This is a genomic window from Roseibium alexandrii DFL-11, assembly GCF_000158095.2.
In the GTDB taxonomy this organism is placed as follows: Bacteria; Pseudomonadota; Alphaproteobacteria; order Rhizobiales; family Stappiaceae; genus Roseibium; species Roseibium alexandrii.
The window spans coordinates 3762703-3789178 of record NZ_CM011002.1 but is presented as its reverse complement, the minus strand read 5'-3'; the positions used below and the strand labels follow the sequence as shown (position 1 = coordinate 3789178).

Below are 26476 nucleotides of genomic sequence, written 5' to 3'. Positions count from 1 at the left end.
TCATTGCATTGACCGCTTGGATCTCCGCCAGTCTTCCTATGCCGGCTCAGATTGCGAATCTAGGTTGGCTCTGGATTGACAAAGCCGTAGACCATACTTTTCCGACATCTGCATGACATTGGGTTGAGCCCGGCGTCTTTCAAGGCCAGCTTATATTACAAGATGGTTATTGGGAAATCTGCCGGTCGTGAACCGTTGTCGGGAGCCGGCCGGTCAGCCAGCAGCTTTCATCCGTCCAATTTCCGCAAGAGCATCTGAAATGTCGTCTACGGACAGTGGTTTCGTAAGATAGCCAGCGGCCCCAACGTCGGCAGCCTGATCTCGGGCTTCCTGCATCACGTCAGCCGTGACAATAAGAACCGGCACTTCAGGGCGCCCACTAACACGCTCGTCGCGACGGATTTGCTTGACGGCGCTGATCCCGTCAAGACCCGGCATGTGGAGGTCCATAAGAATTGCATCGAATGTCCCGCTTGCCGCTTCTGCAACAGCTTTTTCGCCGTCCACGACTAACACCGGGACGTGGCCGAGTTTACGCAACATGGCCTCGCTGAGCAGGCGGTTGATGTCATTGTCCTCTGCGACAAGCAATTTCAGCGGCCGGCCCGGCACAGCGGCCCGATTGGACAGGAAACTGTTTTGAACAGGTTCTGCACTGACTTCCCAGGCATGGTCCGAGGTCTCGGCGTCTAAAAGGCCCGAGAACACCTGAACAAGCGTGTCAATGCGCACGGGACGGATCAGATAAGCTGCGTAGCCTGCTTCCCGCAAATGCTCCAGGCGGTCACGCTCCGGCGGTGAGATCAAGACGACCGCCGGTGCCTTGCATCCGCTCAAATGTGCCGAAGCCAACCAGCCGGCGCTGTCGGAGAGCGCCGAATTGTCCACGACAAGCAATTCTGCTGTCATCAGCGCCTCATCCAGACCGTCGCTGCCTGGTTCCAGAACCGAAACCTGCGCATCGTACTGCTCGAGCTTTTTGGCAATCAGGGGGCACTCGATCCGGCTGGAGGTGACAAAAACGATCTTCTTGCCGGAAAACTTTTCCAGGCGCGGGTCTGTGGTTTCGGTCAGGTCTTCCGGGATTGGCAGGGAAACTTCAAAAAGTGCACCACCTTCTGAAGCTGGGCGGGCACTGATGCCGCCGCCCATGAGATGTGCCAGTCGCTGCGCGATGGCGAGGCCAAGGCCAGTGCCGCCAAACTTTCGGGCTGGTCCATGATCGACCTGTTCAAACTCCTGGAACAGGCGTTCCGCCTCGTCGGCGGCAAAACCGATGCCGGTGTCCCGCACAACCAGATCGAGGAAGCTGCCACCTTCAAGGTTCGGACGGCCGTGGAGCTCGACGGCAACACCCCCATCATCGGTGAACTTCACGCCGTTTCCGATGAGATTGAAGAGGATCTGCCGCACGCGGGTTGCGTCAAGCGTCACGTGTTCCGGCAGGCGGGAATCGATCAACGTGCCAATTTCGAGGTGCTTCGCATGGGCTTTTGGCGCCAGCAGTTCGACCACGCTTTCGGCCAATGCACCAACCTTGATCGGGGCGGCGTGAATATCGAGCTTTCCGGCCTCAACCTTTGAAAAATCGAGCACTTCGTCGATTAAAAGCAGTAAGGTTTCGCCGGAGGTTTCCAGTGCCTTGATATAGGCGCTCTGTTCTTTGGTCAGGCGTGTATCCCGCAAAAGCGCTGCCATGCCCAAAACGCCATTCAGCGGCGTGCGGATTTCATGGCTTACTGTCGCAAGAAACCGGGATTTGGCTTCGTTGGAGGTTTCAGCAGAGTGACGGGCCGCGAGCAGCTCTTCTTCGATCAAGCGCCGCTCGGTGACATCGCGCAAGACCGTCTGGACCAACTGCCGGTCGGTTGCAGTGTCCCGGACCGGAATATCGATCCGCGAAAACCAGCGTTCGCCTTGAGCGGTGCGCAGCCTAAGGTCCCCAAAACCAATGCCGCCGTTATTTTCTGCCGGCGCATCCAGATCGAATATCTCACCCGCAACCTTGTTGGCGATCGGCAACTGCATCAGCCGCCCAGGCTGCAGCTCATGATCTTTCCCAAAGACATCGTCCGCAGCGGAATTCGCATAGGTTATCATGCCGGCTTGGTCGCGCCGGATGACCACATCGCCGAGCGTTCCAAGAATACTGGCGTGCCGTTCGTCGGACTCACCGAGCTCCCAGGCCTGGTCTTCCAATTCCTCGCAGCGGGCCATGAGACGTCGGATTTTCTCGTCCTTATGTTGCAGGGACTGGATAGACCGCTGCATGTCATCGGCAAACAACCGCCAAACCGCCAATCCGCCTGCGAAGAATGCCAGTCCGACCCCGAAGAAGCGGTTGATGCCTTCCCCGGCGACGACATAAAGGGCGGTCGCCAAAGCGATCACCAGTCCAACAGTTGCAAGGTTCTGAAGTGCTTTTGCAGGCGCATCCACCGGCATATCTGTGGCGCGGCGGCCCGGGCCAACTTCTGGAATATCATCGAAGTCGAAAACTGTACGGCTGGGCCGCTTGGCGCGGGTGTCCACCACGGCACCGTCGAGGTCGATGCCGCTGGTATTTGCAGCGATGGTGACCTGCTCATCAGCAGACGGATCGGTGGCGCGCTGCTCTTTATCCAGAGTAGCGTCCATCTCGGTGGACGATGCTGTTTTGCTGGTGTGACTGCCCAAGAAACCTACTCGCTACAAGACCCTGTTCTGGTCATAGTGCGCGGGAATCTTTGAAAAATCGTTTCATTGGCAGTTTTTCCGAGGATGTAAGTTTCCTCGGGAGTTTTCAGCACTCACCAATATCTTTTTCGCTTAGTGATTGTCCCGTGGCAAACCTTTGTGCGCGACGTCCCGATATTTGACAGCCGGTTCCAAAACCATGCCCTTGTCGAACTGGGCCACCATGCTGCGCTGGATTTCCTGCCAGGGCGTCTGGCTTTCTGCGACTTCGAACCCGCCGCTTTCTTCAAGCAGCGCGCGGCGCTGCACCAGTTCTTCATCCGATATGAGAATGTTGGCTGATCCTGCTCTCAGATCGATCCGAACACGATCCCCGGTTTGCAACAACGCCAATCCGCCCATTGCAGCGGCCTCGGGAGCTGCATTCAGGATCGAGGGAGAACCTGATGTTCCGGACTGACGGCCGTCGCCGATGCATGGCAGGGCCGTGATCCCCTGTTTGATAAGGGCTGCAGGTGGCTGCATGTTCACCACCTCAGCCCCGCCCGGATAACCGATTGGACCTGTTCCGCGAACGAACAGCATGCAGTTTTCGTCGATCTTCAGGTCTGGATCGTCAATCCGGTGGTGGTAATCCTCCGGTCCCTCGAAAACGATCGCGCGGCCTTCAAACGCGTCCGGGTCGTTCGAATTTGAGAGATAGCGGTTGCGGAACTCATCAGAGATGACACTGGTTTTCATGATCGCGCTGTCGAAGAGGTTGCCCTTCAAGTTCAAGAATCCGGCCTTTTCCAACATCGGCGCGTCGAACGGTTTGATGACATCGGGCAGATCTGTGACAACGCCAGCGCAGTTTGCCTCAATCGTTTTCCCGTTTGCGGTCAGCGTGTCCGGGTGCGGAAGCTGTTGATGGCGGAGTAGCTCGGCAACAACAGCCGGGACACCGCCCGCGTGGAAGTAATCTTCACCCAAATAGGCGCCGGCAGGCTGAAGATTGACCAGAAGCGGCACGTCATGACCAATCTTCTGCCAATCGTCATTCGTGAGCTCGATCCCAAGATGCCGGGCGATGCCGTTCAAATGGATTGGAGCGTTTGTAGACCCGCCAATTGCCGAATTCACGACGATGGCGTTTTCGAAGGCTTGCCGGGTCATGATGTCGGACGGTTTCAGATCCTCATAAGCCATTTCCACGATTCGGCGGCCAGTTTCATAGGAAATGGCGCCGCGTTCCCGGTAAGGCGCCGGAATGGCAGCCGCGCCCGGGAGCTGCATTCCAAGGGCTTCGGCGAGGGAATTCATGGTCGTTGCCGTGCCCATCGTGTTGCAATAGCCAACAGAGGGGGCGGATGAGGCGACAAGATCCATGAAGCCTTCATAGTCGATGTCGCCCGCGGCCAGCATTTGCCGGGCTTTCCAGACGATGGTGCCCGAGCCTGTGCGCTCACCCTTGTGCCAGCCGTTGAGCATGGGACCAACAGACAAGGCGATTGCCGGAATGTTGACCGTTGCGGCGGCCATCAGACAGGCCGGTGTTGTCTTGTCACAGCCGATGGTTAGAACCACCCCATCAAGCGGGTATCCATGCAGCAATTCAACGAGGCCGAGATAGGCAAGGTTTCGGTCGAGCGTTGCTGTTGGCCGCCGTCCGGTTTCCTGAATCGGATGGACAGGGAATTCAAATGCGATCCCGCCAGCGTCCCGAATGCCTTCGCGCACACGCTTGGCAAGCTCAAGGTGGTGGCGGTTGCACGGTGAGAGATCCGACCCTGTCTGGGCGATACCGATGATCGGTTTTCCGGACTGTAGTTCTTCGCGGGTAATCCCGAAATTCAGATAGCGTTCGATGTAAAGCGCCGTCATCCCCGGGTTGTCTGGGTTGTTGAACCAAGCGGCAGAACGGAAATTCGGTGTCTTGGTATGTGTCATCGGCGCCTTACCCTCTGTTCCCCTCACGGCAGAGGGTGTGAGCCGATAAATACCCGCTCGAACAGGCTTGTAAAGCGCATTAGATCAACCCGCCGCGATCAGGCTCCCTGCGTTTGTTTCCTGTTTGCGGTCCGCAACCGAGTAGCGCGCGAAAGTCCAGAGGACGATGAGGCTGACAAGGAATAGAACTGGGGCCGCCGACATGGGGAGCAGCAGCGAACCACCGCAAACCCCGCACAAGATCGACAGGCCCGACAAAAACCGCTGCGCGTGGGCGGCGAGCGCCGTGCGTCGCATGGCAAGGTCTTTCAGTGCGGGGAAAGCCCCGATGTCTTCGGTGTTGCTCACAGCCAGGATCGTCGTTTGCGGCGCGCTGTTATCTTCTGCGGTCTCATGGACGGATCTCAACTCTAAAGATGTCCGGTCCTGCGACAAGGTCAGCACCAAAGGATGTTGATCGCCTAAAGAGCGGTGTGCCGCTTCCGCTGCGCTTTCGCCGGGACGCGGATCTGCAACCGGTTCCAGGCCCAGCATGTTGGCAAGGGCTTCGCGTGTCTTTTCACTGTCCCCGCTATAAAGCCAGGGTACGAGGCCTTCCGCGCGCAGCGCAAAGGCAGCAACACCTGCATCCTGTCGCAAGGTGCCTTCAAGGCCGAGGACACCAACAACACGGCCACCAACAGCAACCCTGAGAACCGTTTTGCCGTCTGCTTCTAGCGAACGGGCGATGGCGTCGGCGGTGAAGCTATCGATCTTGTGCTTCTGCATAAGGTTGGCCGTGCCGATCACTACACTTTGCCCGCCGAGCAAAGCGACTGCGCCCAGTCCGGGGGCTTGGTCAAAGCGATCGGGCCGCTTGATGTCGACACGCCATTGCACCGCCAGTTGGCGCAATGCTTCTGCGACTGGATGATTGCTCCTGCTTTCAGCCGATGCGGCAACGGCAAGCAGTGTTTTGGGTTCATTGTTGAAAGCCATGACATTGGTCACCACCAGGTTCGGCCCGGACATGACTGCGGCCTTGTCGATGACGATATCGCGGGCTGATGCGACCTTGTTGAACGCTGCACTCCCAAGGCTCCGAACCCCAGCGGCCTTGGCCGCTTCCAGATAGACTTTGTCTGCAAAGGCGTTGATGCCATCAACAAGATAGGGCCAGGAGAGCACCAGGCAGACAACTGTTGCAATCGGCGCTTTATCGGGATTCACGCCAAGCCAAAGAACGCCGCATAGAAGGCTGAGCTGGCTGGACGCAAAAGCTTCTTTGAGGCCTGTACGTTCGCCCCGCGGTGGCAGGATCCAAACAGCGAAGGCGCGCAGAATCATCATAACTCCGGCGGAAAGCGCAGGGGCATGGGGGTTGATGCCGCCGGCTAAAATGAATGGGAGGAAAGGATCTGCAATTAGCAGGCCTCCACAAACGAGCGCTGTTGCATAGTTCAAGCTGCGGCCCGCGGCAGCTTCGGGACAGAAAGCCAGACTGGTGGCTGAGAACAGAACCGACATGGCGCAGAGGCTGATGACGGACACTGTGTTTGGTTCTGTGCCTGAATGCGCTGATGCTACGGCGAGAAGAATTGATGCGATTGCGATCAATGTCGTCCTGCTGATGACTTCCAGTGAAAGAGCCGGCTTTTTTGCGGCCTGTTGCATGATGATCCCCGTTCCCTGTGCTTTCCCGGTCGCGTGACGCCGGGTGTCGCTTCGGTTTGAAAATGCAGTACAGGTGGTCCGCGCTTCAATCTGGAGGTCAGATAGCTCTGACGGGGGAGAGCTTTGCTCCCTGGCAGGAATACCAATGATTTGGTCGATTGGGTTGAAATGTAATGTCGAAGGGGAAAGTAAAAAGTGGTCATGTGAATCCATATGGAAATTAAAAATAGAAAAAATTTAGAACGGAAAATATAAAGTCCTTATAATTAAATTCAAAATTGAAAAATACTTGAAAATATGTGGTTGGAATTCAAAAAAATACGCTGAGGCAATCTCTCAAAGATTTGAAGTACGATTAATTGGGAATTGAGTATCCCCAAATACACTAAATAGAAGATTCTTAATATCAGGGGCGGCAAGAATTGCCGGGTCCGGAGTCCACTGTGACTATCGCTGGGCGGCAAAGCGGGAATCAGGGGTGTCTGCAGAGTCAAGTAGACGACTCAGGCGAATCTCAAAAAAGACTCATAAACAGTCAGTTAGCTGAAAAAAGACACTGCCCCGCAAAAGGCGGGACAGTGCAAATCGTTGAGGTATCAGGCTGTTTCCAGATTGGCTCGGGACAGCAGTTCCATCGACGGCATCAGATTGAGAAGCTGCTGCGTATATTCGTGCTGCGGGTTCTCAAACAGCTGATCGCAGTCCGCGACTTCGCAAAGCTCACCGTTGCGCATGACGCCGATCCGGTTACACATCTGGCGGATCACTGCGAGGTCGTGACTGATGAACATCATTGTCAGACCGAGCTCTTCCTGAAGATCCTTCAGAAGATTGAGAATCTGTGCCTGGATCGACACGTCCAACGCGGACGTCGGTTCATCGCAAATCAAGAAACGCGGACGGGTCGCGAGGGCCCGTGCGATTGAGATCCGCTGGCGCTGACCACCAGAAAACTCATGCGGGAATTTCTGGCCTGCGGCCGCTCCCAAACCGACGTGATCCAGAAGATCATCTACGATTTGGCGGACTTCGGAATTGCTGGAGGCCAGTTTGTGGAACTTGATCGGCTCGGCGATGATGTCCTTAACCCGCATCCGCGCATTGAGCGACGAATAGGGATCCTGGAAGATCATCTGCATCTGCCGGCGCATCGCCAGAATTTCTTTCTGGTTCTTCAGTGATGTCAGTTCCGTCTTGCCGAAGAGGATTGACCCGCCGCTCGGGTGGTAAAGCCCGGTAATCACGCGTGCGATGGTGGATTTCCCCGAGCCACTCTCACCGACCACACCGAAGGTCTCGCCTTCGTGAATATTGAAACTGACCTTTTTGACCGCATGGAAGTATTCCCGCTTCGACGGGAAAATTGATCCTTTGGTCTCAAAGCGCATCTCCAGATCGCGGATCTGGACCAGAGGTCCTGTCACCTTTTCATAGTCCCGGGACTTGCCGAGCCAGTGGGTGGAGATGTCGATATGTTTTTGCGGCGTGCCGGCCTTCTCGATGTAGTTGACCACCGGGAAACGCTCGACCTTGATATCCGGCCGGGGAACGGCGGAAATCAGGCTCTGTGTATAAGGGTGCTTTGGAGCGCCGAGGACCTGAGTGGTTTCCCCGTACTCCACCAGCTCACCGTGATACATCACCGCAACATGGTCGGTAATGTCTGCGATCACGCCCATGTCGTGAGTGATCACGAGCATTGCAACGTTCCGCTCTTCACAGAGCTTTTTCATCAGCTCCAGGATTTGCGCCTGAATGGACACATCTAGCGCCGTGGTTGGCTCATCGGCAATCACCAGCTCCGGCTCGGCGCAAAGTGCGAGCGCGATCACAACGCGCTGGCGCATGCCGCCTGAGAACTGGTGCGGATACTGTTTGATCCGCTCAGCCGGATTGGGAATGCCGACCGCATCGATCAATTCTATCGCCCGCTGCTGTGCTTCCTTTCCAGAAAGCGGCAGGTGCGTGCGGATTGTCTCAACGAGCTGGGATTCAACCGTTTGCAAAGGATCCAATGAGGTCAGCGGATCCTGGAAGATCATGCCGATCTTGCGGCCCCGCAGCTGACGCATCTTCTTGTAGGGCAACTCGTCGATCCGCTGACCGTGCAGATAAACTTCGCCGCCGGCAATGTGACCGGGCTCCTGCAGAAGTCCGATCACGGCGTTGCCGACAGTGGACTTGCCAGCGCCTGATTCCCCGACAACACCGAGGATCTTGCCGGCATCCACTTTCAAGCTCACCCCTTCAACCGCAACAAAAACCGATTTGCGGCCTGGGAACTCGACCCGAAGGTCTTTGATATCTAGGACGTTCACGGGAGGCACCTCAGCGCAGTTTCGGGTTGAGGGCGTCACGCAGCCAGTCGCCCAACAAGTTGACGTTCAAAACCAGCAGAGCAAGCGCAATGCCCGGGAAAATCGCGATCCACCATTCCCCGGAATAGAGGAAGTCGTTGCCGATCGCGATCAGTGTGCCGAGGGACGGCTGGGTAGGCGGCATGCCGACGCCGAGGAACGATAGGCTGGATTCTGTCACGATCGCCAGCGCCAGGTTGATGGTCGCAATAACCAGAACCGGACCCATCACGTTCGGCAGGATGTGGCGCACCATGATGATGACCGAGGGAATGCCGATCACGCGGGCTGCCTGAACATATTCCTTGTTCTTTTCCACCATCGTGGACCCGCGAACCGTCCGGGCGTACTGAACCCAGAACGACAGCGCGAGCGCTACGATCAGGATGTAGAAGGCGAAGATCTCGCGGTCGATCCCGCCGAAGATGCCGGCTGCGACACCGTCAATCAGAAGCGCGATCAAGATGGCCGGGAAAGTCAACTGGACATCGGCGATCCGCATGATGATCGCATCGACACGTCCGCCCATATAACCGGCGACGAGGCCTGCAGTGATGCCGATGATGGCAGCAGAGATGACCGAACAGAAACCGACAATGAGCGAAATCCGCATGCCGTAGAAGATCCCGGACAACAGATCCCGGCCCTGATCATCGGTGCCGAGCAGGAAGCGGGGATCAGCAAACTCCATCCAGACCGGTGGAACGCGGGCGTCCAGAATGGAAATCGTGGCCAGATCAAACGGATTGTGGGGCGCGACCCAGGGCGCAAGGAATGCGACCAGAAACAGGATCAGTGTCATCACAGCGGCAACCACGGTGACCTTCGAGCGTAGGAAGGAGTGGAACAGGTCGCTGTCGATGATGCGTGCGAGGCGGCCTTTCGGCTCGCTATTCGGTGTGGAGACATCAGCCATGGTCAAGTCTCCTTATGGCCGTCCGACCCGCAGACGCGGATCGATGAAGAAATAGAGAATGTCGACGATGAAATTGATCGCGACGAACAGGAAAGCAGTCAGCAGCAGATAGGCCGACATGATCGGAATATCGACGTTCTGAACCGCCTGCAGGAACATCAAACCCATACCAGGCCACTGGAAGACGGTCTCCGTAATGGTGGCAAATGCGATGATGGACCCGAGCTGAAGACCGGTGATCGTAATCACGGGAACCATGGTGTTCTTCAGCGCGTGACGGAAGTGGACCAGCCGGTCCGGCAAGCCGCGGGCGCGAGCGAACTTGATGTAATCGGTCCGGATGACTTCCAGCATTTCCGCCCGGATCAACCGCATGATGAGGGTCATCTGGTACATGCCGAGTGTGACCGCCGGCAGGATCAGTGCTTTCAGGCCTGAGACGGTGAGGAAGCCGGTGGTCCACCAGGAGCCAACTTGCACGACATCACCGCGGCCGAAGCTTGGCAGCCATTGCAGAGTGACCGAGAACAGGAAGATCAACAAGATCCCGATGAAGAAGGTGGGCAACGATATGCCGATCAACGATACGGATAGAAACAGTTTTGAGATTGCCGATTCGCGGTTGAGACCGGCGTAGATGCCCATAGGAATGCCGACAACCAGCGCAAACATGAAGGATGCGAAACTGAGCTCAAGCGTTGCCGGAATACGTTTGGCAAACAGCTCGGAAACCGGCTGCTTGAACTGATAGGATGTGCCGAAGTCGAACTGCACAGCATTGCCGATGAATCGGGCGAACTGGACCGGGATCGGGTCGTTCAGACCCAAACGCTCGCGCAGTGCTTCACGTTCTTCAATGGATGTCTCGATACCGACCATCTGGTTGATCGGATCTCCGACGAAACGGAACATGGTGAAGGCAAGAAGCGCCACCACCAACATGACAATCATCGCTTGAAGCAAACGACGTGTTGCAAAACCTATCATTTCGGCTCTTTTACGTTTTCAAGAAAAGGCGCCCCCGGCGGAACCGGGGGCGCTTCATTTTTTTTGCAGGGCCGCTTAGTTCTTGGTGACGAAGCGGAAGTGGAACTGGTTGTCCGCACGCTGGACAAGATCAATATTGTCAGCAACGCCCCACGCCAGGCCTTGCTGGTGCAGCGGGATGTAGTAGGCGTTGTCGTGAGAGATCTTGTAGGCTTCCGCGATCATTTCGTCGCGTTTCGCCGGATCGTTTTCAACCAGGATTTGCTGGGTCAGCTCGTCGACTTTCGCGTCGCACCAGCCGCCGTTGTTGAACGGAGAGCCTTTGCCAGCTTCATCGCGGCAGTTCATCAGGTTGGACAGAACGTTGAAGCTGTCGAAAGAGCCCGGTGTCCAGCCAAGAAGGTAGAACGACGTGTCGTAGCCACCAGAGGCCAGGATCTTGGCGAAGTACTTCGCTTTCGGCTGGGCGTTCAGGTCCACCTTGACGCCAACGCGGGCGAGCATCGCAGCAACGGCCTGACAGATGGCTTCGTCGTTGACATAGCGATCGTTCGGGCAGTCCATGCCGACAGAGAACCCATCCGGATACCCGGCTTCTGCAAGAAGATCCATTGCAGCCTGCGGGTCATACGGATAGCGCTCGAACTCATCAGACTTGGAGAACAGGAACGGGGAAATCATGATCGCGGACGGTGTTGCAAGGTTCCGCATCACTTTCTGCTTGATCGCCTCAATGTTGATGGCCTGGTAGAACGCCTTGCGAACCTTGTCATCCTTGAACGGGTTCTTGCCTTTGACGTCGGAATAGAGCAGCTCATCCCGCATCTGGTCCATGCCGAGGAAGATCGTGCGCAGTTCCGGACCGGTCAGAGCAACGGTGCCGTCGCTGTCGTTGATGCGTTTGATGTCCTGGATCGGGATCGGATAAACCATATCCATCTCGCCGGACAGAAGCGCTGCAACGCGAGTTGCATCGGATCCGATCGGGGTGAATTCAACGGTGGTCAGGTTGTGGGTCGCACTGTCCCACCAGCCGTCGTTTTTCTCATAAACGGTTTTCACGCCCGGCTCGTGGCTCACAAGCTTGAACGGGCCGGTGCCGTTCGCGTTCAGGGCCGCATAGTTCGGGGTGGTGTCGGAAGCAGAGGTGACTTTGACGGCGTCGTTGGCCTCGGTCCACTCCTTGTCCATGATGTAGAACGTGTCCCACTCATAGTGCAGGATCGGGTTCGGGCCGGTCAGCACAAAATCGACGGTGTAGTCATCGACGATCTCTACCGTGGCATCACCCGGAACGCGGGTGGTCAAGTCGGAGCCCTCAGAACGGACACGGTCGACAGAAAAGGCGACATCTTCAGCTGTGAAGTCGCTGCCATTGTGGAACTTGACGCCTTGGCGAAGGTAAAAGCGCCAGCGGTTCGGCTCAACAACTTCCCAACGTTCGGCAAGGCCCGGCTCGATCTGCAGGTCTGCACCACGGCGGGTCAGACCTTCATACGTGTTGCCAAGGGCGGACAGCGTGAAGGTTTCGTTGAGGCTATACGGGTCAAGGGCGTTCAATGTCCCCTGAAACGCAAACTTCAATGTTTCCGCCTGCGCAGCGGATGCCACGCCAAACGTTGCCACAGCAGCAGCAATCAATTTGGTTTTGGTATTCATAGTCCCCTCTTCGGCGCTCTTCAGCGCTTACATGAACTCGTTGTGGTTCGATTCTTCTTCACGACCAGAAAGTCGTAAATTGTGCCAATCATGACAGCGTTGGCGGAATGTATCAAATCGGATTTCTCTGTTTAGCGCAAAACTTTTTCGCACAGGTCATCCAGAAAATTGGCACATTTACCAAGTTCAGCCAGTTCGATGAACTCGTCAGCCTGATGTGCCTGGTCAATCGAGCCTGGTCCACACACCACGGTGGATAGACCATGTTCCTGAAACTGACCGCCTTCTGTTGCGTAGACCACGACATGACGGCCGTTGTCGCCCGTCAGGCGGCGGACCAATTGCTCGGCGGTTCCGTCGGTTTCTTCAGACAGGCCCGGAACCATGGCACGGACATCGATATCAATCCGGCAATCCTTTGAGATCTCCTGCATGTCAGGAAGAACAAGGTCTGCGGCATAATTCTGGTATGCCGAAATCCAGTCTTCCAGGTTCTCGCCGGGTAGCAACCGGATATCTGTCATGAATTCGCAGCTCTGTGCCGTGATGTTGTGAGCCTTTCCGCCCTGGATCGTGCCGCAATGCAAGGTCGTGTAGGGCGGCTCGAATGGACACTCCAGATCTGCTTTGGCCTTGTTCTGTTCGGTCTGTCCGTCCAGCCAGGAAATCAGCTTTACAGCAGCAGAAATAGCAGACACCCCGCGGTGCAGCTGGCTGGAGTGCACGGGATGTCCGTGGACCCGGGTTTTCAGAACGGCAATGCCCTTGTGTCCAGTCACCACCTTCATGTTCGTCGGCTCGCCAACGATCACTGCGGAAGGATGCGGCCCCTCAACCAGCATCGCCTTGATCATCGGCGGCGCGCCGAAACAGCCCACTTCTTCATCATAAGACAGTGCGATGTGGATTGGTTTGGACAGGTTTGCGCTCAGAAAATCCGGCACTTTTGCCAGAACCGTTGCCGCAAACCCTTTCATGTCGGCGGTGCCACGCCCGTAGAGGCGGCCGCCGTCCTCCCATGCCGAGAACGGATCCGACGTCCAGTTCTGTCCGTCGACGGGCACGACGTCGGTGTGTGCCGACAAAACGATACCGCCATCGACATTTGGCCCGACAGTGGCAAACAAGGCAGCCTTTTCACCCGTTTCGTCTGGTACGCGCACGGACGATATGCCGTAACTGGAAAGGTACTCTTCGACGAATGAAATAAGCTCGAGATTGCTGCGATCCGACACCGTGTTGAAGGACACGAGTTTCGTCAGCATTTCCTGCGGTGTATAGGTTTTTGGCACATTCGCCCCAGCTTGCTACACGGGGTTTTTCGCCCCCGTTTCCCCGGGCAGCAATAAACCACTCATCTGCCCAAGTGCAAAGACTTGTAGTGGTTTTTCCTTGCCGCGCACGTTGATTTCGCAGAGCGCATCGTCAGGTGCCGTAGCGCGAGCCGCGTCGATAACGTCCTTGGAAACAACGAGAAAGCTGCCCCTGGGCTTATTTTCAGATTCCAGCCTGCTGGCCGTGTTGACAACATCACCAAGCGCTGTCAATCCGCCTTCGGATTTGCCGGATCCAGCCGCACCAATACGTCCCAGGATGGCCTGGCCAAGATGGAGGCCAACACCGAGACGGATCGTGTCGCGGAACTGCGGGCCTTTTTCGGTGTTCAGTGCTTCCATAACCTGCTCAATGCCACGGCAGGCCATTAATGCTTGCCGGGCACCTGTCTCGGCACCTGTTTCCATCCCGAATATGGCCATGACGCCATCACCAATGAACTTGTCGACATACCCGCCTTCTGCCCGGATCACTGCCGAAACGCGGTCAAGATACTGGTTCAGAAGAAAAACGACATCGTAGGCAAGTTGCGCCTCGGTCATGCTGGTGAAGTTTCGGAGGTCGACGAACATGACGACGACATCCTGTTCGACGCCCCAATAGTAAGCATCCTGAACATGGTCCTGCCGTACCAAGTTTGCTTTCACCGGCACCAGGGGTTGGATTTCCAGATTTGCCGCAGGCCGGATCTGGCAAGCCAGACGGACATCCTCCGGAACGCCAATCCGCTTCAAGACTGTTGTCTCCGCCGGGTTTGGCTGTGACAAACTATCCAGTCCGTTCAAAACCTTGACGCGGCAGGTCGAACAGCGTGCACGGCCTCCACAAACAGAAGCGACGGGAATTCCGTTCATGCGGCTGATCTCAAGAAGAGATGCACCCGGTTGTGCCCGAACGGTCAAACCGCCGGGATAAGAGATCGAAATGCCTGCAGAAACACGGCTTGCGAGATATCGGACGACAATGACAAACAGGCTCAAGAGTATCAGACCGAACACAACGGCTCTGATATTGTCGGTCTGCGCGTAGAGCCATACCCACTGATCTTCCGAGACCTTGACTGTTACGTCTTTTGCCAAAGCGAGGCGCCGGGCGCCTTCGACAAAGCCCCAAAGAGCCATCACAGGCCATGCAATGGCGGCGGCCAGCGCCATGTACTTGATCCGGTGGTAGAACGGGTAGAGCCGCAGCCAGAAGTGCAGCCCGATCACCGCATGGGTCCAAACCACCAGCAAAAGTATGGATTGCATGACGGCATTTTGCGGCCAAAGGATCGTCAGCATCTGGTGGTAGTTTGGGATAAAGCCGAATTCTTTCGCCAAACCCATCGTTGTGATGACATGCGGAATGAGCGTCCAGGGGATGTAAAGCCCAAGTACAAGCTGAGCGAACTCCCAGGGCGGCATGCGCAAAGTTCGTCTCTTGGATGTTCGCCAGAGCGCCAGCGCGACATGGGTGAGTGCTGCCGTGATCAACACGGTTTCGCCGATCGGCCCGCGCCAGATCCAGTAGTGCCAGAGCGACATTTTCTCCATCGCATTCACGGAAATGATGCCCATTGCGTGGTTGGAAAAGTGACTGAGGCAAAACAGGAAAAGGACCAGACCGCTCCACAGGCGCAGCCGTTGGCGCCAGTTGCCGTGCCCGGGGTTGGGCCATGCCGCATCTGCAGCGGTTGCGGGTACCTTTGATGGAGTGGCGGGGTCGGTCACAGTGTCTGAACGCCTGGCGAAAAAGTGGACTGATCGTAGTTGACGACAGTGCAGCTTGAAGCGCCCGCGTCAAGACGGAACCGGGCTGGCCGTGGATTGTTGGGCGATGGTCTTGAAACACTCAAAACAAAAAGCAATTGTGCCGCCAAATGAACTTCAAACCGGTAAGAGGCATCATGAAGGTCTACGGCATCAAGAATTGCGATACGGTCAAGAAAGCGCGGAAGTTTCTGGATGAAGCCGGGGTGGAGTACAGTTTTCACGACTACAAGAAAGACGGCATCGATGCCGACAAGCTCGCCAAGTTTGTGGGCGACTTCGGCTGGGAAGCGGTTTTGAACAAGCGCGGCACGACCTGGCGCCGGCTGGATGAAGCCACCCAGGAGGGCGTGACCGATGCAAAAAGCGCGCTGGACGTCATGATCGAAAATCCATCCGTCATTAAGCGCCCGATCGTGGAAGGCGCTGAAAAGAATTTCATCGGGTTTGACGCTGTTGCCTGGGAAATGGCGCTGGAGTTGGGTGAAATGAAGTAACGCACTCACTTGATCTGCGAAAGAACCAAGGCTCCGGCGGCAATCCCCCGGAGCCTTTTGTTTTGTTACCAGGTGCGGCGTGGCCCGGTGTCAATGTGATAAAACCCTGACGAATAGTACTTGTAACCGCCAACTGCAGACTGGGATTTCAGGAAAGCCAATACGGAGGACGGGTTGCCGCCAACAGAGAAGTCCACCGCCTGGCAGTTCAGATGGTAGGAGTTCTTGGCTCCACCTTTGCGCCAATTCTCGAACCACCAGCGTTTGGTGGAATTCACCTTCACCGGCCCGTACCGTTTGGCGACCTTGTTCAGGACCTTTTTGAGTTTTCTCGGCACACACCAGGCGGAGTCGTTGTAGTCGATCGCACTGTGCGAGGCTGTTGCCCAACCCATGCCGGTGACACCAGCAACCGATCCACATCCAACCAAAACAACGGACAATCCCAAAAACATTATCCAGGCTAAAAAACGCTGACGCATAACAAACAGCCTTGCAAATTCTAAGTGTTTGCCCCCGCACCAGACCTGCCAACAATTTGATTAAAATTTTAATGAAAGAGATGGTTAACGTGATAAAGAAACATTTGTTTCACAGAATGCAAAATCATGATACAAATGTCTCAAGCGCACATTCCGGCGCGATACACCCTTGGTGAGGTTCGTGTTCATGTCTCACGTTTTTCCGCGTCATACGAAAGCATCTACCCCTGTCGCCGTTGGTGGTGATGGGTGTTACATCATTGATAGTAATGGAAAAAAATATTTTGATGGGTCCGGTGGAGCAGCGGTGTCTTGTCTCGGTCATAGCGATCCGGACGTGACAGCGGCGATCAAGGGCCAGGTCGACCACATTGCGTTTGCGCATACCGGGTTTTTTACCTCAGAACCTGCAGAGCAGCTTGCTGATCTTCTGATCGAACATGCACCGGGCAAACTGGATCGTGTTTATTTCGTCTCCGGCGGTTCGGAGGCAATGGAAGCCGCGCTGAAACTGGCGCGTCAGTATTTTCTGGAAAAAGGCGAAACATCCAGACACCGGGTCATTGCCCGCCGGCAAAGCTATCACGGCAACACGCTTGGGGCGCTGGCGACGGGTGGTAACCAGTGGCGCCGTGAACCCTTCGCGCCGTTAATGATCGAAACCTCCCACATTTCACCCTGTTACGAGTATCGCGGACGGGCGGACGACGAAACGGCCGTCGAATACGGTCAGCGCGTTGCCAATGAACTTGAAACCGAAATTCAGCGCCTTGGCGCGGAAAACGTCATGGCATTTGTGGCCGAACCGGTCGTCGGCGCAACCGCAGGTGCGGTTACGCCTGTCGAAGGCTACTTCAAGCGGATCCGGGAAATCTGCGATCACTATGGGATTTTGCTCATCCTAGATGAAGTGATGTGCGGCATGGGGCGTACAGGCAGCCTGTTTGCTTGTGAGCAGGACGACATAGCTCCGGATATCCTTGCAATCGCCAAGGGCCTTGGTGCGGGGTATCAGCCGATTGGGGCCATGCTGTGTACTTCGGAGATCTATGAGGCCATCGAGAACGGGTCCGGTTTCTTCCAGCACGGCCACACATATATTGGCCATCCGACGGCGTGCGCGGCCTCTCTTGCCGTCCTGAAAAAGCTCACCGGTGGACTGGTCGATCAGGTTCATCCTCTGGGTGACAAACTGGATGCGACCCTGAGAGAGGCTTTCGGACAGCATCCCCATGTTGGCGATATCCGTGGACGCGGCCTGTTCCGCGGCATTGAAATTGTTGAAGACCGGGAGAGTAAAACGCCGTTTGACACGAAGCGCGGGGTGAACAAGGCGCTGAAAAAGGCCGCGTTCGAAGCCGGGCTGATCTGTTACCCGATGGGCGGCACGATTGACGGGGTGAAAGGTGATCACATCTTGCTGGCGCCGCCCTTCATCATGGAAGATCAGCACATCTCGGAGATTACAGATAAATTGCAAACTGCGTTCAAGGCCGTCTTCTGATCATGAGCCCTGATACCAAACCTCAGGTGCTGCCACTTATCATGGTGGCGCCGAATGGCGCGCGGCGTACCAAGGTGGATCATCCGAGGCTGCCGATGTCGATCACCGAAACGGTGGAGACAGCTGTCGCCTGTTTCGAAGCCGGCGCGGGCGCAATACATGCCCATGTCCGCGACGAAACAGGCGGGCATGTTCTGGACAAAGACCTTTACCAGGCGCTCTTGTCGGAATTGAATGCTGCATTGCCGCAAATGCAGGTTCAAATCACCACCGAAGCTGTTGGAAAATACACACCGGAAGACCAGCGCAAACTGGTCCAGGAGTTAAGGCCGTCAATGGTGTCGATTGCTGTCCGCGAGATGCTGCCGGACGATGACATAGATACGGCTGCAGAGTTTTATTCCTGGGCCCTGAAGGAAGGAATATCTGTTCAACACATCCTCTACAGTGCAGAGGACCTCGACCGGTTCTTCGAACTCGTCGAAAACGGCAGTATTCCTGGCATTACGCATCAGGTGCTGCTGGTTCTAGGCCGCTATGCGGACAATCAGGAAAGTGCGCCGGAAGATCTGCACCCCTTTCTGGATAGGTTGAAAGCGCGCCGGAGCGATCATGAGATCGACTGGGGTGTGTGTGCCTTTGGGCACCGGGAAACAGAATGTCTGGTGTATGCCATCGAGAACGGTGGCAAGGCCCGGGTAGGATTTGAGAACGGCCTTTGGAACCGCGATGGTGCAGTTGCGAAGGATAACGCTGACCGGGTCCGTGATCTGGTGTCGGCCCTGGAAGAAAAAAACATCTCCGTTCTGTGAGGCTGAACCGCCTTCAGGGCGGCTCACATTCGGGCAAGGCCCGACAGAGTGGAGTGACTGAAAATATGGCGGAACACCATTACGTCCTGACGCTTTCATGCGCGGACAAGCCGGGAATTGTCGCAGCCGTCACAACGGAATTGGCCGATTTCGGCGCGAATATCGCGGAGAGTGATCAGTTTTGGGATCGAGCCACCAATCAGTTTTTCCTCCGCATCGCCATGCTGGCGCCGGAAGGTGTAACTTTGGAGAGCGTTCAAAAGGCGCTTGATCCGGTCATCGCCCGCTTTGACATGAAAGCAAAGCTGGTCGACACGGCCAAGCGGCCGAAAGTGATCATCATGGTCTCCAAGTTTGACCATGCGATGCTGCATCTTCTTTATCAGATCCGAGTTGGCTGGTTGGATGCCGAGGTGGTCGCCATCGTCTCAAATCATCCGGACAGCGCCCGCACCGCGGATCATGAAGGCATTCCTTACCATCACTGGCCGGTGACCAAGGGAAACAAGGCGGAGCAGGAGGACAAAGTCCTGAAGCTGGTCAAGGAAACCGGAGCGGATTTGGTGGTGCTGGCGCGCTACATGCAGGTTCTGTCCGACAACCTCTCCAAGCGGCTCTTCGGCAAGGTGATCAACATTCACCACTCTTTCCTGCCGAGTTTCAAGGGCGCCAAGCCGTATCATCAGGCCCATGCGCGTGGTGTGAAGATGATCGGGGCGACCGGGCACTATGTGACGCCGGATCTCGACGAAGGCCCGATCATTGAACAGGACGCAGAGCGCGTCAGTCACGCGTTGTCAGCAGATGATTTTGTGGCGCGCGGCAGGGATATTGAATCCCGCGTGCTCGCTCGCGCTGTCAAATACCACCTTGAAAACCGGGTGATGATTGTTGGCAACAAGACAATTGTCTTTACGCCGTAACCATGAAGATCAGACGGTTTCTGCCTCCCGTCCGAATGGCAGCTTGCGGCCGTCTTTTTCAAGTTCGGAGAAAAGCCAATCCCGAAACAGCCGGATTTTCCGGCTGTTTTTGCTTTGCATCGGGTAGCTCAGGTTCCAGGATTCGCTTTCAATCCGCGAGACCAATTCAAAAGGTTGGATCAGCTGGCCGTTCGCAAGAGCGTCCCGTACGAAATATGGGGTGAGAATGGCAACCCCCTGCCCGGCAATGGCCCGGTTGGCTTCCAGTGCCTGTGAGCCCATCCGGCTGGACGGATTTTGGCTAAGATCCACGTCCGGTAAGCCAGCATCAGCAAACCACGTTTGCCACCAATGGTCTTCCGGATCGATTATTGGCGCCTTCAAGAGATCAGCCGGTTCATGGATCCCGCCAAGTTTTTCGGCAAGCAATGGGGACACCATCGGAGTGAATTCGGCCTGGATCAGCTGGTGATAATAGCATCCCTTCGGCGGTTGATAGCAGGCGGTGATTGTTAGATCACCATCAGTAAAGGCCGGTTTCTCCCAGGGTCCGAACGGAACAAGCCGGACGGCGATGGTGGGGTTTTGAATTTGAAACTCGAATAGGCGTGACGACAGCCAGGTGACGGCAAACGTCGTGTTGCTGCTGATCACGAGTTCGGACGATTCTGCTTCCTGGACGTCGTGAAACGTGCCGCGAAGCCGGTCGAATGCGTCGGTCACACCATCTGCGAGCTGTTGGCCGCGCGGCGTCAGCTCAATCTTCCGGGGTTTTCGCTCAAACAAAGAAAACCCGAGTCTTTCTTCTAAAAGTTTGATCTGATAGCTGACCGCGGCCTGCGTCATGCCAAGTTCATCACCTGCCTTTGTGAAGCTGAGGTGCCTTGAAACGGCATCGAACGCCCGGACAGCGGATAATGGGGGCAAAGAGGCGGACATTCATAAATACTCCTTATGCATGTCTATTGTCTTTTCATTGGTCAATCAACAGTCGACAAGCGATACATCCTTAAGTCATCAACGGTTTCAGGTGGTTTTCATGTCTTCTACCAATTGTAAATATGCGAAATCGAATCTTGGCTCTAGATTGGTATTAATTGAGCTTATTCATAAATTGTTTTCTGGATGGTATGGCCATCCGCGCAAACGCACTGTTCTCTCTGATTTGCCGGCGGCATTGAAACGGGACATCGGCCTTGAGGACATTCGGCCAAGCCCTGGAAGCCTTGAAGAAGGCTGGCGCAGTGAGTTCGACAGGCTGCAACGCCGCTAAGCGCTGAAAGGATTACCGGTACCGGGCGTGGATGCTGTCATAGGTTCCGTCAGCCCGTAATTCCGCCAAGCCTTTATTGAACACCTGTCTCAACTCCTCAGAGTCAGCGTGTTTTCGTGAAAAACACAAGAAATAGTCCCAGACAACGAAGGACCGGAAACCAAATTCATTGCGATAGCCAAGCTTCTTTTTGAGATGCTGACCGGCCGCCTGTCCGGTGTGAAAATAGTCGACACGCTCGAGCTCAAGCATCTTGAAGCCGGCCGTATCGGTGGAGATGCTGACCAACTCCACGCCTTGCCGCTCCATTCCCGCGTTTGGAGCGTATTCAAGAACAGAGGCAACACGCTGGCCGGTGAGGTCTGCAATGCTCCGAATGTTTTCGACCGGATGCCCTGTCCGGTAGAAAACGCCATAGGCTTCCTGGCTGATAGGCGCGCTGAAGAGAAAGTGCTCGGCACGTTCAACAGTATGGGCGCAGGTCAAAAGGCCGGGATAGTTGCCAGCCTCGGTTTCGCTGACCGCTCGGGACCACGGGACATAAACAACTTCTGCCGTGATGCCTTTGCGTTTGAAGGCTTCAACGGCAACCTCATGGTCAAATCCGAGGCGGTCATCTTCGGGTTCTGCGATATCGAAGGGCGGGTAATCGGTCGCCAAGATGATCACAGACCCTGCCGGATGCCCAAGCGTCGGAAGGCCGATCGGCAATATACCGACCACCAACAGCGCAACCCAGAACCAGGACCGTATCGCCACCGGAAACGACCTCCGTGAAACATCGGAACGAAACCGTATGGGACCACGAAAAATATAATTTTTTATTGGTAGTTTTTTGTAAATCGGCACCGTTCCCAAGCTATCAGCCCCCGAAGATCGGTGCCGGGTGTGCATTTACAGCATCAGAGCCCAGACAGTTGCGGCGAGCATGGTGAGCGCCATCGCAACTGTGATGGAACGCATCAACCGGCCTTCGCCAATCAGAGCCAGAATAGATACACCGACCAGCGCCCAGAGCGAATGAAACACCATTCCGCCTACAAGGAAGCCGGTCGCAAGGATTGCAGCGTTGGCATGGAGATCCAGACCGTTTCCTGCAAAGAAAGTCGAGAACGCGACGAGACTCATGGCCCATGTCTTGGGGCTCAGAGGATGGATCAACAATCCTTCCCAGAAGGTCAGAAGGGTGGCTTCGCCCTTGGGCCGGATGGTCAGAGAAATGATCCGCCAGGCGAGAAAAGCCATATAAGTCAGGCTTAAAGCTTTGAACACCGATACCATAATTCCGCCCTGCGCCATGATGTGACCAAGCCCGTAGGCGACCGCCAGGTTCAAAGGAAGCGAACCGATCTGTGAGGCAATAATGACCGGAAATGCCGTCCGGTACCCGGAACTCGCTCCGATCGCAAGGAAAGCCAGGTTTCCGGGCCCTGGGGTGCCGGTCATGATGATCACAAAGACCGCGAAGGCCATCAGTGTGGCGGTGTCCATTTCGAGAGCCTCGTACAATTTCGATACAATCGGTACAAAAGTGTATGAGCAATCTCTGTATTGAAATATTGTATCGGTCAATGATAACATTGTTCTCATGACAATGTGGGTGCCAAACATCGAGGTGGCTTCCGGGCCAATTTATCTTGCGATCGCAGATGCGCTGGAAGCTGATATTCTGGCCGGGAGCCTGGCTCAGGGCGACCGGCTTCCGCCACAGCGTGAACTTGCCTATCAGCTCGGCATAACGCTCGGAACGGTGACCCGTGCCTATGCAGAGGCGGAGCGCCGGCGTCTGGTCAAAGGCGAAACTGGCCGCGGAACATATGTTGCGCCGGAAAGCCAGAAGGTTTCCCCCCTGATCCCGAAAGAAGGGGAACCGGAGACGTGTGATCTGGCACGGAACTTTGCCTATCCGTTTCTTAATCCCAGCCTTTCCGATGGGCTGGTTCGCATGGCCAAAACGGTCGGAATTGAGCGCCTCAACGGATTTGTGCCCTCCGAAGGATTGAAGGCCCACAGGGAAACAGGCGTTCTCGTGTTCAAGGACTATGGACTGGATGCGGATCCGGATCGGGTCGCGGTGACTTGCGGCGCACAGCACGGCATTCAGGTCACCTGCCAGGCCCTGTTTCTGCCGGGCGATGCCGTGGCGGTTGATCAATTCACGTATCCGTCGATCTTTAGTTCTTTGGCCGCTCAGGGGCTGAAAGCTATACCGGTTCCGGCGCTCACCGGCGGCGGAGGAGGGCTTGGCGCAATGGATCCGGATGCGCTGGCTCAAGCGGTTCGGATGCATCACGTGAAGGGCGTTTTTCTGATGCCCAACATGCAGAACCCGACCACTCACACCATGTCGATAGATGAGCGAACGCGGCTTGTTGAAGTTGCCCGTCAGTTTGACCTCAAGGTCATAGAAGACGATCCTTACACACCGTTTCTGGCCGATCCGTTGCCGGCATTCGGCGCTCTTGCGCCGGAGCGGACGGCCTCGATCGCCAGTATCTCAAAGGTTTGTTCGCCTGGCAGCCGGATCGGCTTTGTTCATGTTCCAGCGCCCTTTGAAGACTCAATTCGCAACAAAATCGGCGAAAGCACATGGATGGCATCGCCCATCACGGCGGAGCTGATTTCCGGTTGGGTCCGTGAGGGGCATCTGAGCAAGGCGCTCCGGGTTAAGCGGCGCGCCAACAGTGTGAGATTTGACCGCGCCAGGAAGATTTTGGAGCCATACTTTCTGCAAAGCGGCAGCCACAAGGTGTTTGGATGGCTTGCCTTGCCGGAAGACGTGGATCCGGATGCGCTGCAGGCGGCCTTGTCTCATCAGGGCATTTCGGTGCTGTCCTCAAGGTACTTTCAGGCAAAAGGGCAGAAACCGGCACCCTATATCCGGCTTACCTTCGGATCCGAAGAAAACGAAGACCGCTTCGATTGGGCACTTGACCGCATCAAGACCACCATCTCAACCTTTGCCGAGCCGCCGGACTTGATCCGCCCCGTCGGTTAGGCCGCTGCGCTTTCATGTGGGCATCATCGACTGTTTTTTGACAAGCTGAACGTTCCAAACCATAAGCGGGCGAACGCTGTGTCAGAAAAAACCGCTGCAGCATTTCTGCGATAGGACTTCATGGTGCTTTGGCCCCGCAAAAAAGACAAAGAACAGACAGGCGGCTGCAATCCGGACATTACGCCCTATGCACGGCTTGAAAACGCGGGTCTCACACTTGGCGACCGAAAGATCCTCTCCGGCCTTAGCCTAGATTTGCAAGAGCACCGGATCGGCGTGATCGGGCTGAACGGGTCCGGAAAAAGCAGCTTCGCACGCCTCTTAAACGGTCTTCATCTCGCTGACGAAGGCCGCGTCACACTCTTCGGCGCAGTTGCAGCTTCCGTCCGATCCGAACTGCCGCGCCATGTCGGTTTCGTTTTCCAGAACCCGGATCACCAGGCGATTTTCCCCACAGTGGAAGAAGAAATCGCCTTTGGTCTGACACAACTGGGCGCCTCGAAAGACGAAAGCCGGGCCAAGGCTTTGGAGTTCCTGGAAGTCCACGGATGCCTTCACCTTGCCGCTAAACCTTTTGCTGAATTGTCGGGAGGGCAGAAGCAAATAGTCTGCATTCTTGCAGTTTTGGTGATGAGACCGGCTGTCTTGGTTTTGGATGAGCCGATGACTAGCCTGGATGCGCTGGCATCCCGGCTGATATTCGACAAGCTCATGTCACTGCCGCAACGGATCGTCATGGTCAGTCACGATTTGACTCTGCTGACTGGGTTCGACCGGGTGCTGTGGTTGGAGGAAGGGCAGTTGCGAATGGACGGACCGGCAGCAAAGGTGATTGCAGCCTATAGGGACGACATTGAACGCCGGTCTGGAACCGTCATGAAAGCAGCTGCGATATGATGTCGGTTTACCTCTCAGGCGACAGCTGGGCGCATCGCCTTCCGGCCGGGATCAAGCTGGTCGCGGTTGCGATCGGCAGCCTTTTGCTTTTCAAGACGGAAATGCTCTGGATCTTTCTTGTCTGCTTGGCCCTGGTGCTCGCAGCCTATGGTTCTCTCGGCCGCGGAGCCATTCAGCGCCTGCGGCTCCTCAAAGGACTGTCTATTTTTCTGGCAGCAATCCTGGCATTGCATTGGCTATCGGGAACCGTCATGGACGGTGTCATCGCGATCTTGCGCCTTTGTGTAATGGTCCTTGCCGCCAGCTTTGTCTCGATGACAACGCGAATGGATGATATGCTGACGGCCGTGATGCCGATGTTCCGACCGTTGGAATGGGCCGGGTTTTCAGCGCGTAAGCCCGCGCTGGGTGTCACATTGGTGTTGCGGTTTGCACCGCATTTGATGGAGATCTTTGCCGTCCTTCGGGAGGCATACCAGGCGCGCACGGGTAAAAGGTCGTCTTGGAGGTTGATTGCGCCCTTTGCGCTCCAGGCGCTTAAAATGTCGGACAATGTTGCCGAAGCTCTGGCGGCGCGCGGCGGTTCGCAAGGATTGACCCAGAAATAATGGGTGCCCTTGACGATATACGAGAAGACCGGTTGGCGGGTAACGCCGCGGCCCAAGAGACAAACAATAAAGTTGGGACAGTAAATGTCCCTCAAAAACGACGTTAAAGAAGGATAGACTCCCATGACAGATCGTTCACTTGTGCACGTTGCTTTTTATGCGGCCCTCATAGCCGTCCTCGGTTTGCTGCCGCCGGTCGCAATTCCGGCGCTGGGCGGGGTGCCGATTACAGCGCAGACGCTTGGTGTGATGCTGGCGGGCATCATGCTCGGACCGATCCGCGGCGGCCTCGCGGTGCTTTTGTTCTTGTTCCTGGTTGCGCTTGGCGCACCGTTCCTCTCTGGGGGCCGTGGCGGCCTCGGCGTGTTCGCCGGTCCATCTGTCGGCTTTCTGATTGGCTGGCCGGTTGGCGCTTTCGTGGCTGGTTTGATCATGCGCGTGACAACCAACGCAAATGTTTTGATTTCGGCGGCCGTTGCCGGCGCCGTTGGCGGAATTCTTGTCGTCTACGCCTTCGGGATTCCTGGCATTTCCTTTATGACAGGCCTTTCCCTGCCGAAAGCGGCCATCGGTAGCGCGGTTTACATTCCAGGTGACCTCGTCAAGGTCGCAATCGCAGCAATCATTGCTCAGACGATTGCGCGGGGCCTGCCGGGCGCTGTTCTGTCCCGGTCCTGATCCGGTCGAAGCAGGATCTCACGCCGCATGGGCCACATCGGCGAACACCTGGAAAAAAAGGCGCGGGCCAGCATGGCTGGGCCCGCGTTGAAAACTGGCGGGCGCGGCCTCTCATGGGAAGAGTTCCTGTCATCTGTTCAGGAAAGAGAGCAGCTGCTTCGGGACAACTCTCCCGAAGGCGCACAGATCGCGCTCTTGTTGGCCGACCCCACTGACATCCTCGTCAGCTTCTTTGCTTGCGCACGCTCAGGCCGCACTGCCCTCGTCATGGACCCTTCCTGGCCGCGGCATCAGATAGAAACTGTGCTCAAGGCTGTGCAGCCCGCATTCTGTTTGGATGATGAGAGTCTCGCTCGGTCCGTGGCGACCCAAGACGATGAGCGCAGTTCGCGCCCGGTTGACCCACCTTTGGAAACCGCAGAGTTTTATGCCGGGTTCACATCCGGCTCGACTGGCATGCCAAAAGGCTTTGTCCGGTCGCACCGGTCCTGGCTGGAAAGTTTTCGATTAAGTGAACCGGATTTTGAAGACATCGAGCCAG

General features: G+C 56.1%; 23 protein-coding genes (1 of these 23 cut by a window edge). 10 read left to right on the top strand and 13 right to left on the bottom strand.

What is annotated here, in order from left to right:
* Positions 1-213: 213 nt before the first annotated feature.
* The 9 genes from SADFL11_RS17335 to SADFL11_RS17295 all read right to left on the bottom strand — a co-directional run bounded on the left by SADFL11_RS17335 (position 214) and on the right by SADFL11_RS17295 (position 15224).
* Complete coding sequence (locus tag SADFL11_RS17335; RefSeq protein WP_040451207.1) at positions 214-2676, bottom strand: hybrid sensor histidine kinase/response regulator; 2463 nt, start codon at positions 2674-2676, stop codon at positions 214-216.
* 132 nt (positions 2677-2808) lie between these two features.
* Complete coding sequence (locus tag SADFL11_RS17330) at positions 2809-4605, bottom strand: IlvD/Edd family dehydratase (protein WP_008196486.1); 1797 nt, start codon at positions 4603-4605, stop codon at positions 2809-2811.
* An 84-nt stretch (positions 4606-4689) separates the two neighbouring features.
* The gene (locus SADFL11_RS17325) at positions 4690-6258 is read right to left on the bottom strand and encodes an HAD family hydrolase (RefSeq protein WP_008190873.1); all 1569 of its coding nucleotides are present in this window, start codon (positions 6256-6258) and stop codon (positions 4690-4692) included.
* 596 nt (positions 6259-6854) lie between these two features.
* A complete protein-coding gene (locus SADFL11_RS17320) occupies positions 6855-8576 on the bottom strand; it encodes an ABC transporter ATP-binding protein (protein ID WP_008194584.1) in 1722 nt (573 codons plus the stop codon).
* Positions 8577-8586: 10 nt separating this feature from the next.
* Positions 8587-9531 carry an ABC transporter permease gene (locus SADFL11_RS17315; RefSeq protein ID WP_040451208.1) on the bottom strand — a complete coding sequence of 315 codons (945 nt, stop codon included), beginning with the start codon at positions 9529-9531 and terminating at the stop codon, positions 8587-8589.
* A gap of 12 nt (positions 9532-9543) precedes the next feature.
* Positions 9544-10518, bottom strand: a complete 975-nt coding sequence (locus SADFL11_RS17310; RefSeq protein ID WP_040451209.1) for an ABC transporter permease — start codon at positions 10516-10518, stop codon at positions 9544-9546.
* Positions 10519-10593: 75 nt separating this feature from the next.
* A complete protein-coding gene (locus tag SADFL11_RS17305; protein ID WP_008197403.1) occupies positions 10594-12177 on the bottom strand; it encodes an ABC transporter substrate-binding protein in 1584 nt (527 codons plus the stop codon).
* 131 nt (positions 12178-12308) lie between these two features.
* Positions 12309-13469, bottom strand: a complete 1161-nt coding sequence (gene argE / locus SADFL11_RS17300) for an acetylornithine deacetylase (RefSeq protein ID WP_008193665.1) — start codon at positions 13467-13469, stop codon at positions 12309-12311.
* A 15-nt stretch (positions 13470-13484) separates the two neighbouring features.
* Positions 13485-15224 carry an adenylate/guanylate cyclase domain-containing protein gene (locus SADFL11_RS17295; RefSeq protein WP_081450530.1) on the bottom strand — a complete coding sequence of 580 codons (1740 nt, stop codon included), beginning with the start codon at positions 15222-15224 and terminating at the stop codon, positions 13485-13487.
* A gap of 176 nt (positions 15225-15400) precedes the next feature.
* Between SADFL11_RS17295 and SADFL11_RS17290 the strand changes: the two genes are divergently transcribed.
* Positions 15401-15760, top strand: coding sequence for an ArsC family reductase (locus SADFL11_RS17290; RefSeq protein WP_040452684.1), 360 nt, complete (start codon positions 15401-15403; stop codon positions 15758-15760).
* A 65-nt stretch (positions 15761-15825) separates the two neighbouring features.
* Here SADFL11_RS17290 and SADFL11_RS17285 read toward each other — a convergent pair whose 3' ends face one another.
* Positions 15826-16215, bottom strand: coding sequence for a YcbK family protein (locus tag SADFL11_RS17285; protein ID WP_008189733.1), 390 nt, complete (start codon positions 16213-16215; stop codon positions 15826-15828).
* Positions 16216-16429: 214 nt separating this feature from the next.
* Between SADFL11_RS17285 and SADFL11_RS17280 the strand changes: the two genes are divergently transcribed.
* The 3 genes from SADFL11_RS17280 to purU all read left to right on the top strand — a co-directional run bounded on the left by SADFL11_RS17280 (position 16430) and on the right by purU (position 19481).
* Positions 16430-17746, top strand: a complete 1317-nt coding sequence (locus SADFL11_RS17280) for an aspartate aminotransferase family protein (protein ID WP_008189198.1) — start codon at positions 16430-16432, stop codon at positions 17744-17746.
* Between the two features lie 2 nt (positions 17747-17748).
* The gene (locus SADFL11_RS17275; RefSeq protein ID WP_040451211.1) at positions 17749-18558 is read left to right on the top strand and encodes a beta-keto acid cleavage family enzyme; all 810 of its coding nucleotides are present in this window, start codon (positions 17749-17751) and stop codon (positions 18556-18558) included.
* A gap of 65 nt (positions 18559-18623) precedes the next feature.
* Positions 18624-19481: a formyltetrahydrofolate deformylase gene (gene purU / locus SADFL11_RS17270; protein WP_008191544.1), complete on the top strand. Its 858-nt coding sequence runs from the start codon at positions 18624-18626 to the stop codon at positions 19479-19481.
* A gap of 9 nt (positions 19482-19490) precedes the next feature.
* Here the strand turns inward: purU and SADFL11_RS17265 are convergent, their stop codons facing one another.
* On the bottom strand, positions 19491-20420 hold the full coding sequence (locus SADFL11_RS17265; protein WP_008190557.1) for a LysR family transcriptional regulator: 930 nt from the start codon (positions 20418-20420) through the stop codon (positions 19491-19493).
* Between the two features lie 100 nt (positions 20421-20520).
* Between SADFL11_RS17265 and SADFL11_RS17260 the strand changes: the two genes are divergently transcribed.
* Complete coding sequence (locus SADFL11_RS17260) at positions 20521-20754, top strand: hypothetical protein (RefSeq protein WP_134853069.1); 234 nt, start codon at positions 20521-20523, stop codon at positions 20752-20754.
* 12 nt (positions 20755-20766) lie between these two features.
* On the opposite strand, the gene SADFL11_RS17255 is transcribed toward SADFL11_RS17260, so the two are convergent.
* Entirely contained in the window at positions 20767-21513 is a 747-nt protein-coding gene (locus SADFL11_RS17255; protein ID WP_040451212.1) for a substrate-binding periplasmic protein, read from the bottom strand.
* Between the two features lie 135 nt (positions 21514-21648).
* Positions 21649-22245, bottom strand: a complete 597-nt coding sequence (locus SADFL11_RS17250) for a LysE family translocator (RefSeq protein ID WP_008194014.1) — start codon at positions 22243-22245, stop codon at positions 21649-21651.
* Positions 22246-22342: 97 nt separating this feature from the next.
* Between SADFL11_RS17250 and SADFL11_RS17245 the strand changes: the two genes are divergently transcribed.
* The 5 genes from SADFL11_RS17245 to SADFL11_RS17225 form a co-directional block, all read left to right on the top strand.
* Complete coding sequence (locus tag SADFL11_RS17245; protein ID WP_209002638.1) at positions 22343-23752, top strand: aminotransferase-like domain-containing protein; 1410 nt, start codon at positions 22343-22345, stop codon at positions 23750-23752.
* Between the two features lie 120 nt (positions 23753-23872).
* The gene (locus SADFL11_RS17240; RefSeq protein ID WP_008191885.1) at positions 23873-24649 is read left to right on the top strand and encodes an energy-coupling factor ABC transporter ATP-binding protein; all 777 of its coding nucleotides are present in this window, start codon (positions 23873-23875) and stop codon (positions 24647-24649) included.
* Positions 24646-25257: an energy-coupling factor transporter transmembrane component T family protein gene (locus SADFL11_RS17235; protein ID WP_008189778.1), complete on the top strand. Its 612-nt coding sequence runs from the start codon at positions 24646-24648 to the stop codon at positions 25255-25257. Before SADFL11_RS17240 ends, SADFL11_RS17235 begins: the two co-directional genes overlap by 4 nt.
* Before the next feature lie 123 nt (positions 25258-25380).
* A complete protein-coding gene (locus SADFL11_RS17230) occupies positions 25381-25935 on the top strand; it encodes a biotin transporter BioY (protein ID WP_040451213.1) in 555 nt (184 codons plus the stop codon).
* Positions 25936-25962: 27 nt separating this feature from the next.
* Positions 25963-26476 carry the beginning of an AMP-binding protein gene (locus SADFL11_RS17225; RefSeq protein WP_008194272.1) on the top strand. Its footprint extends 947 nt past the window's final position, so 514 of the gene's 1461 nt are visible here — the first part of the coding sequence; the start codon lies at positions 25963-25965; its stop codon lies off the right edge, out of view.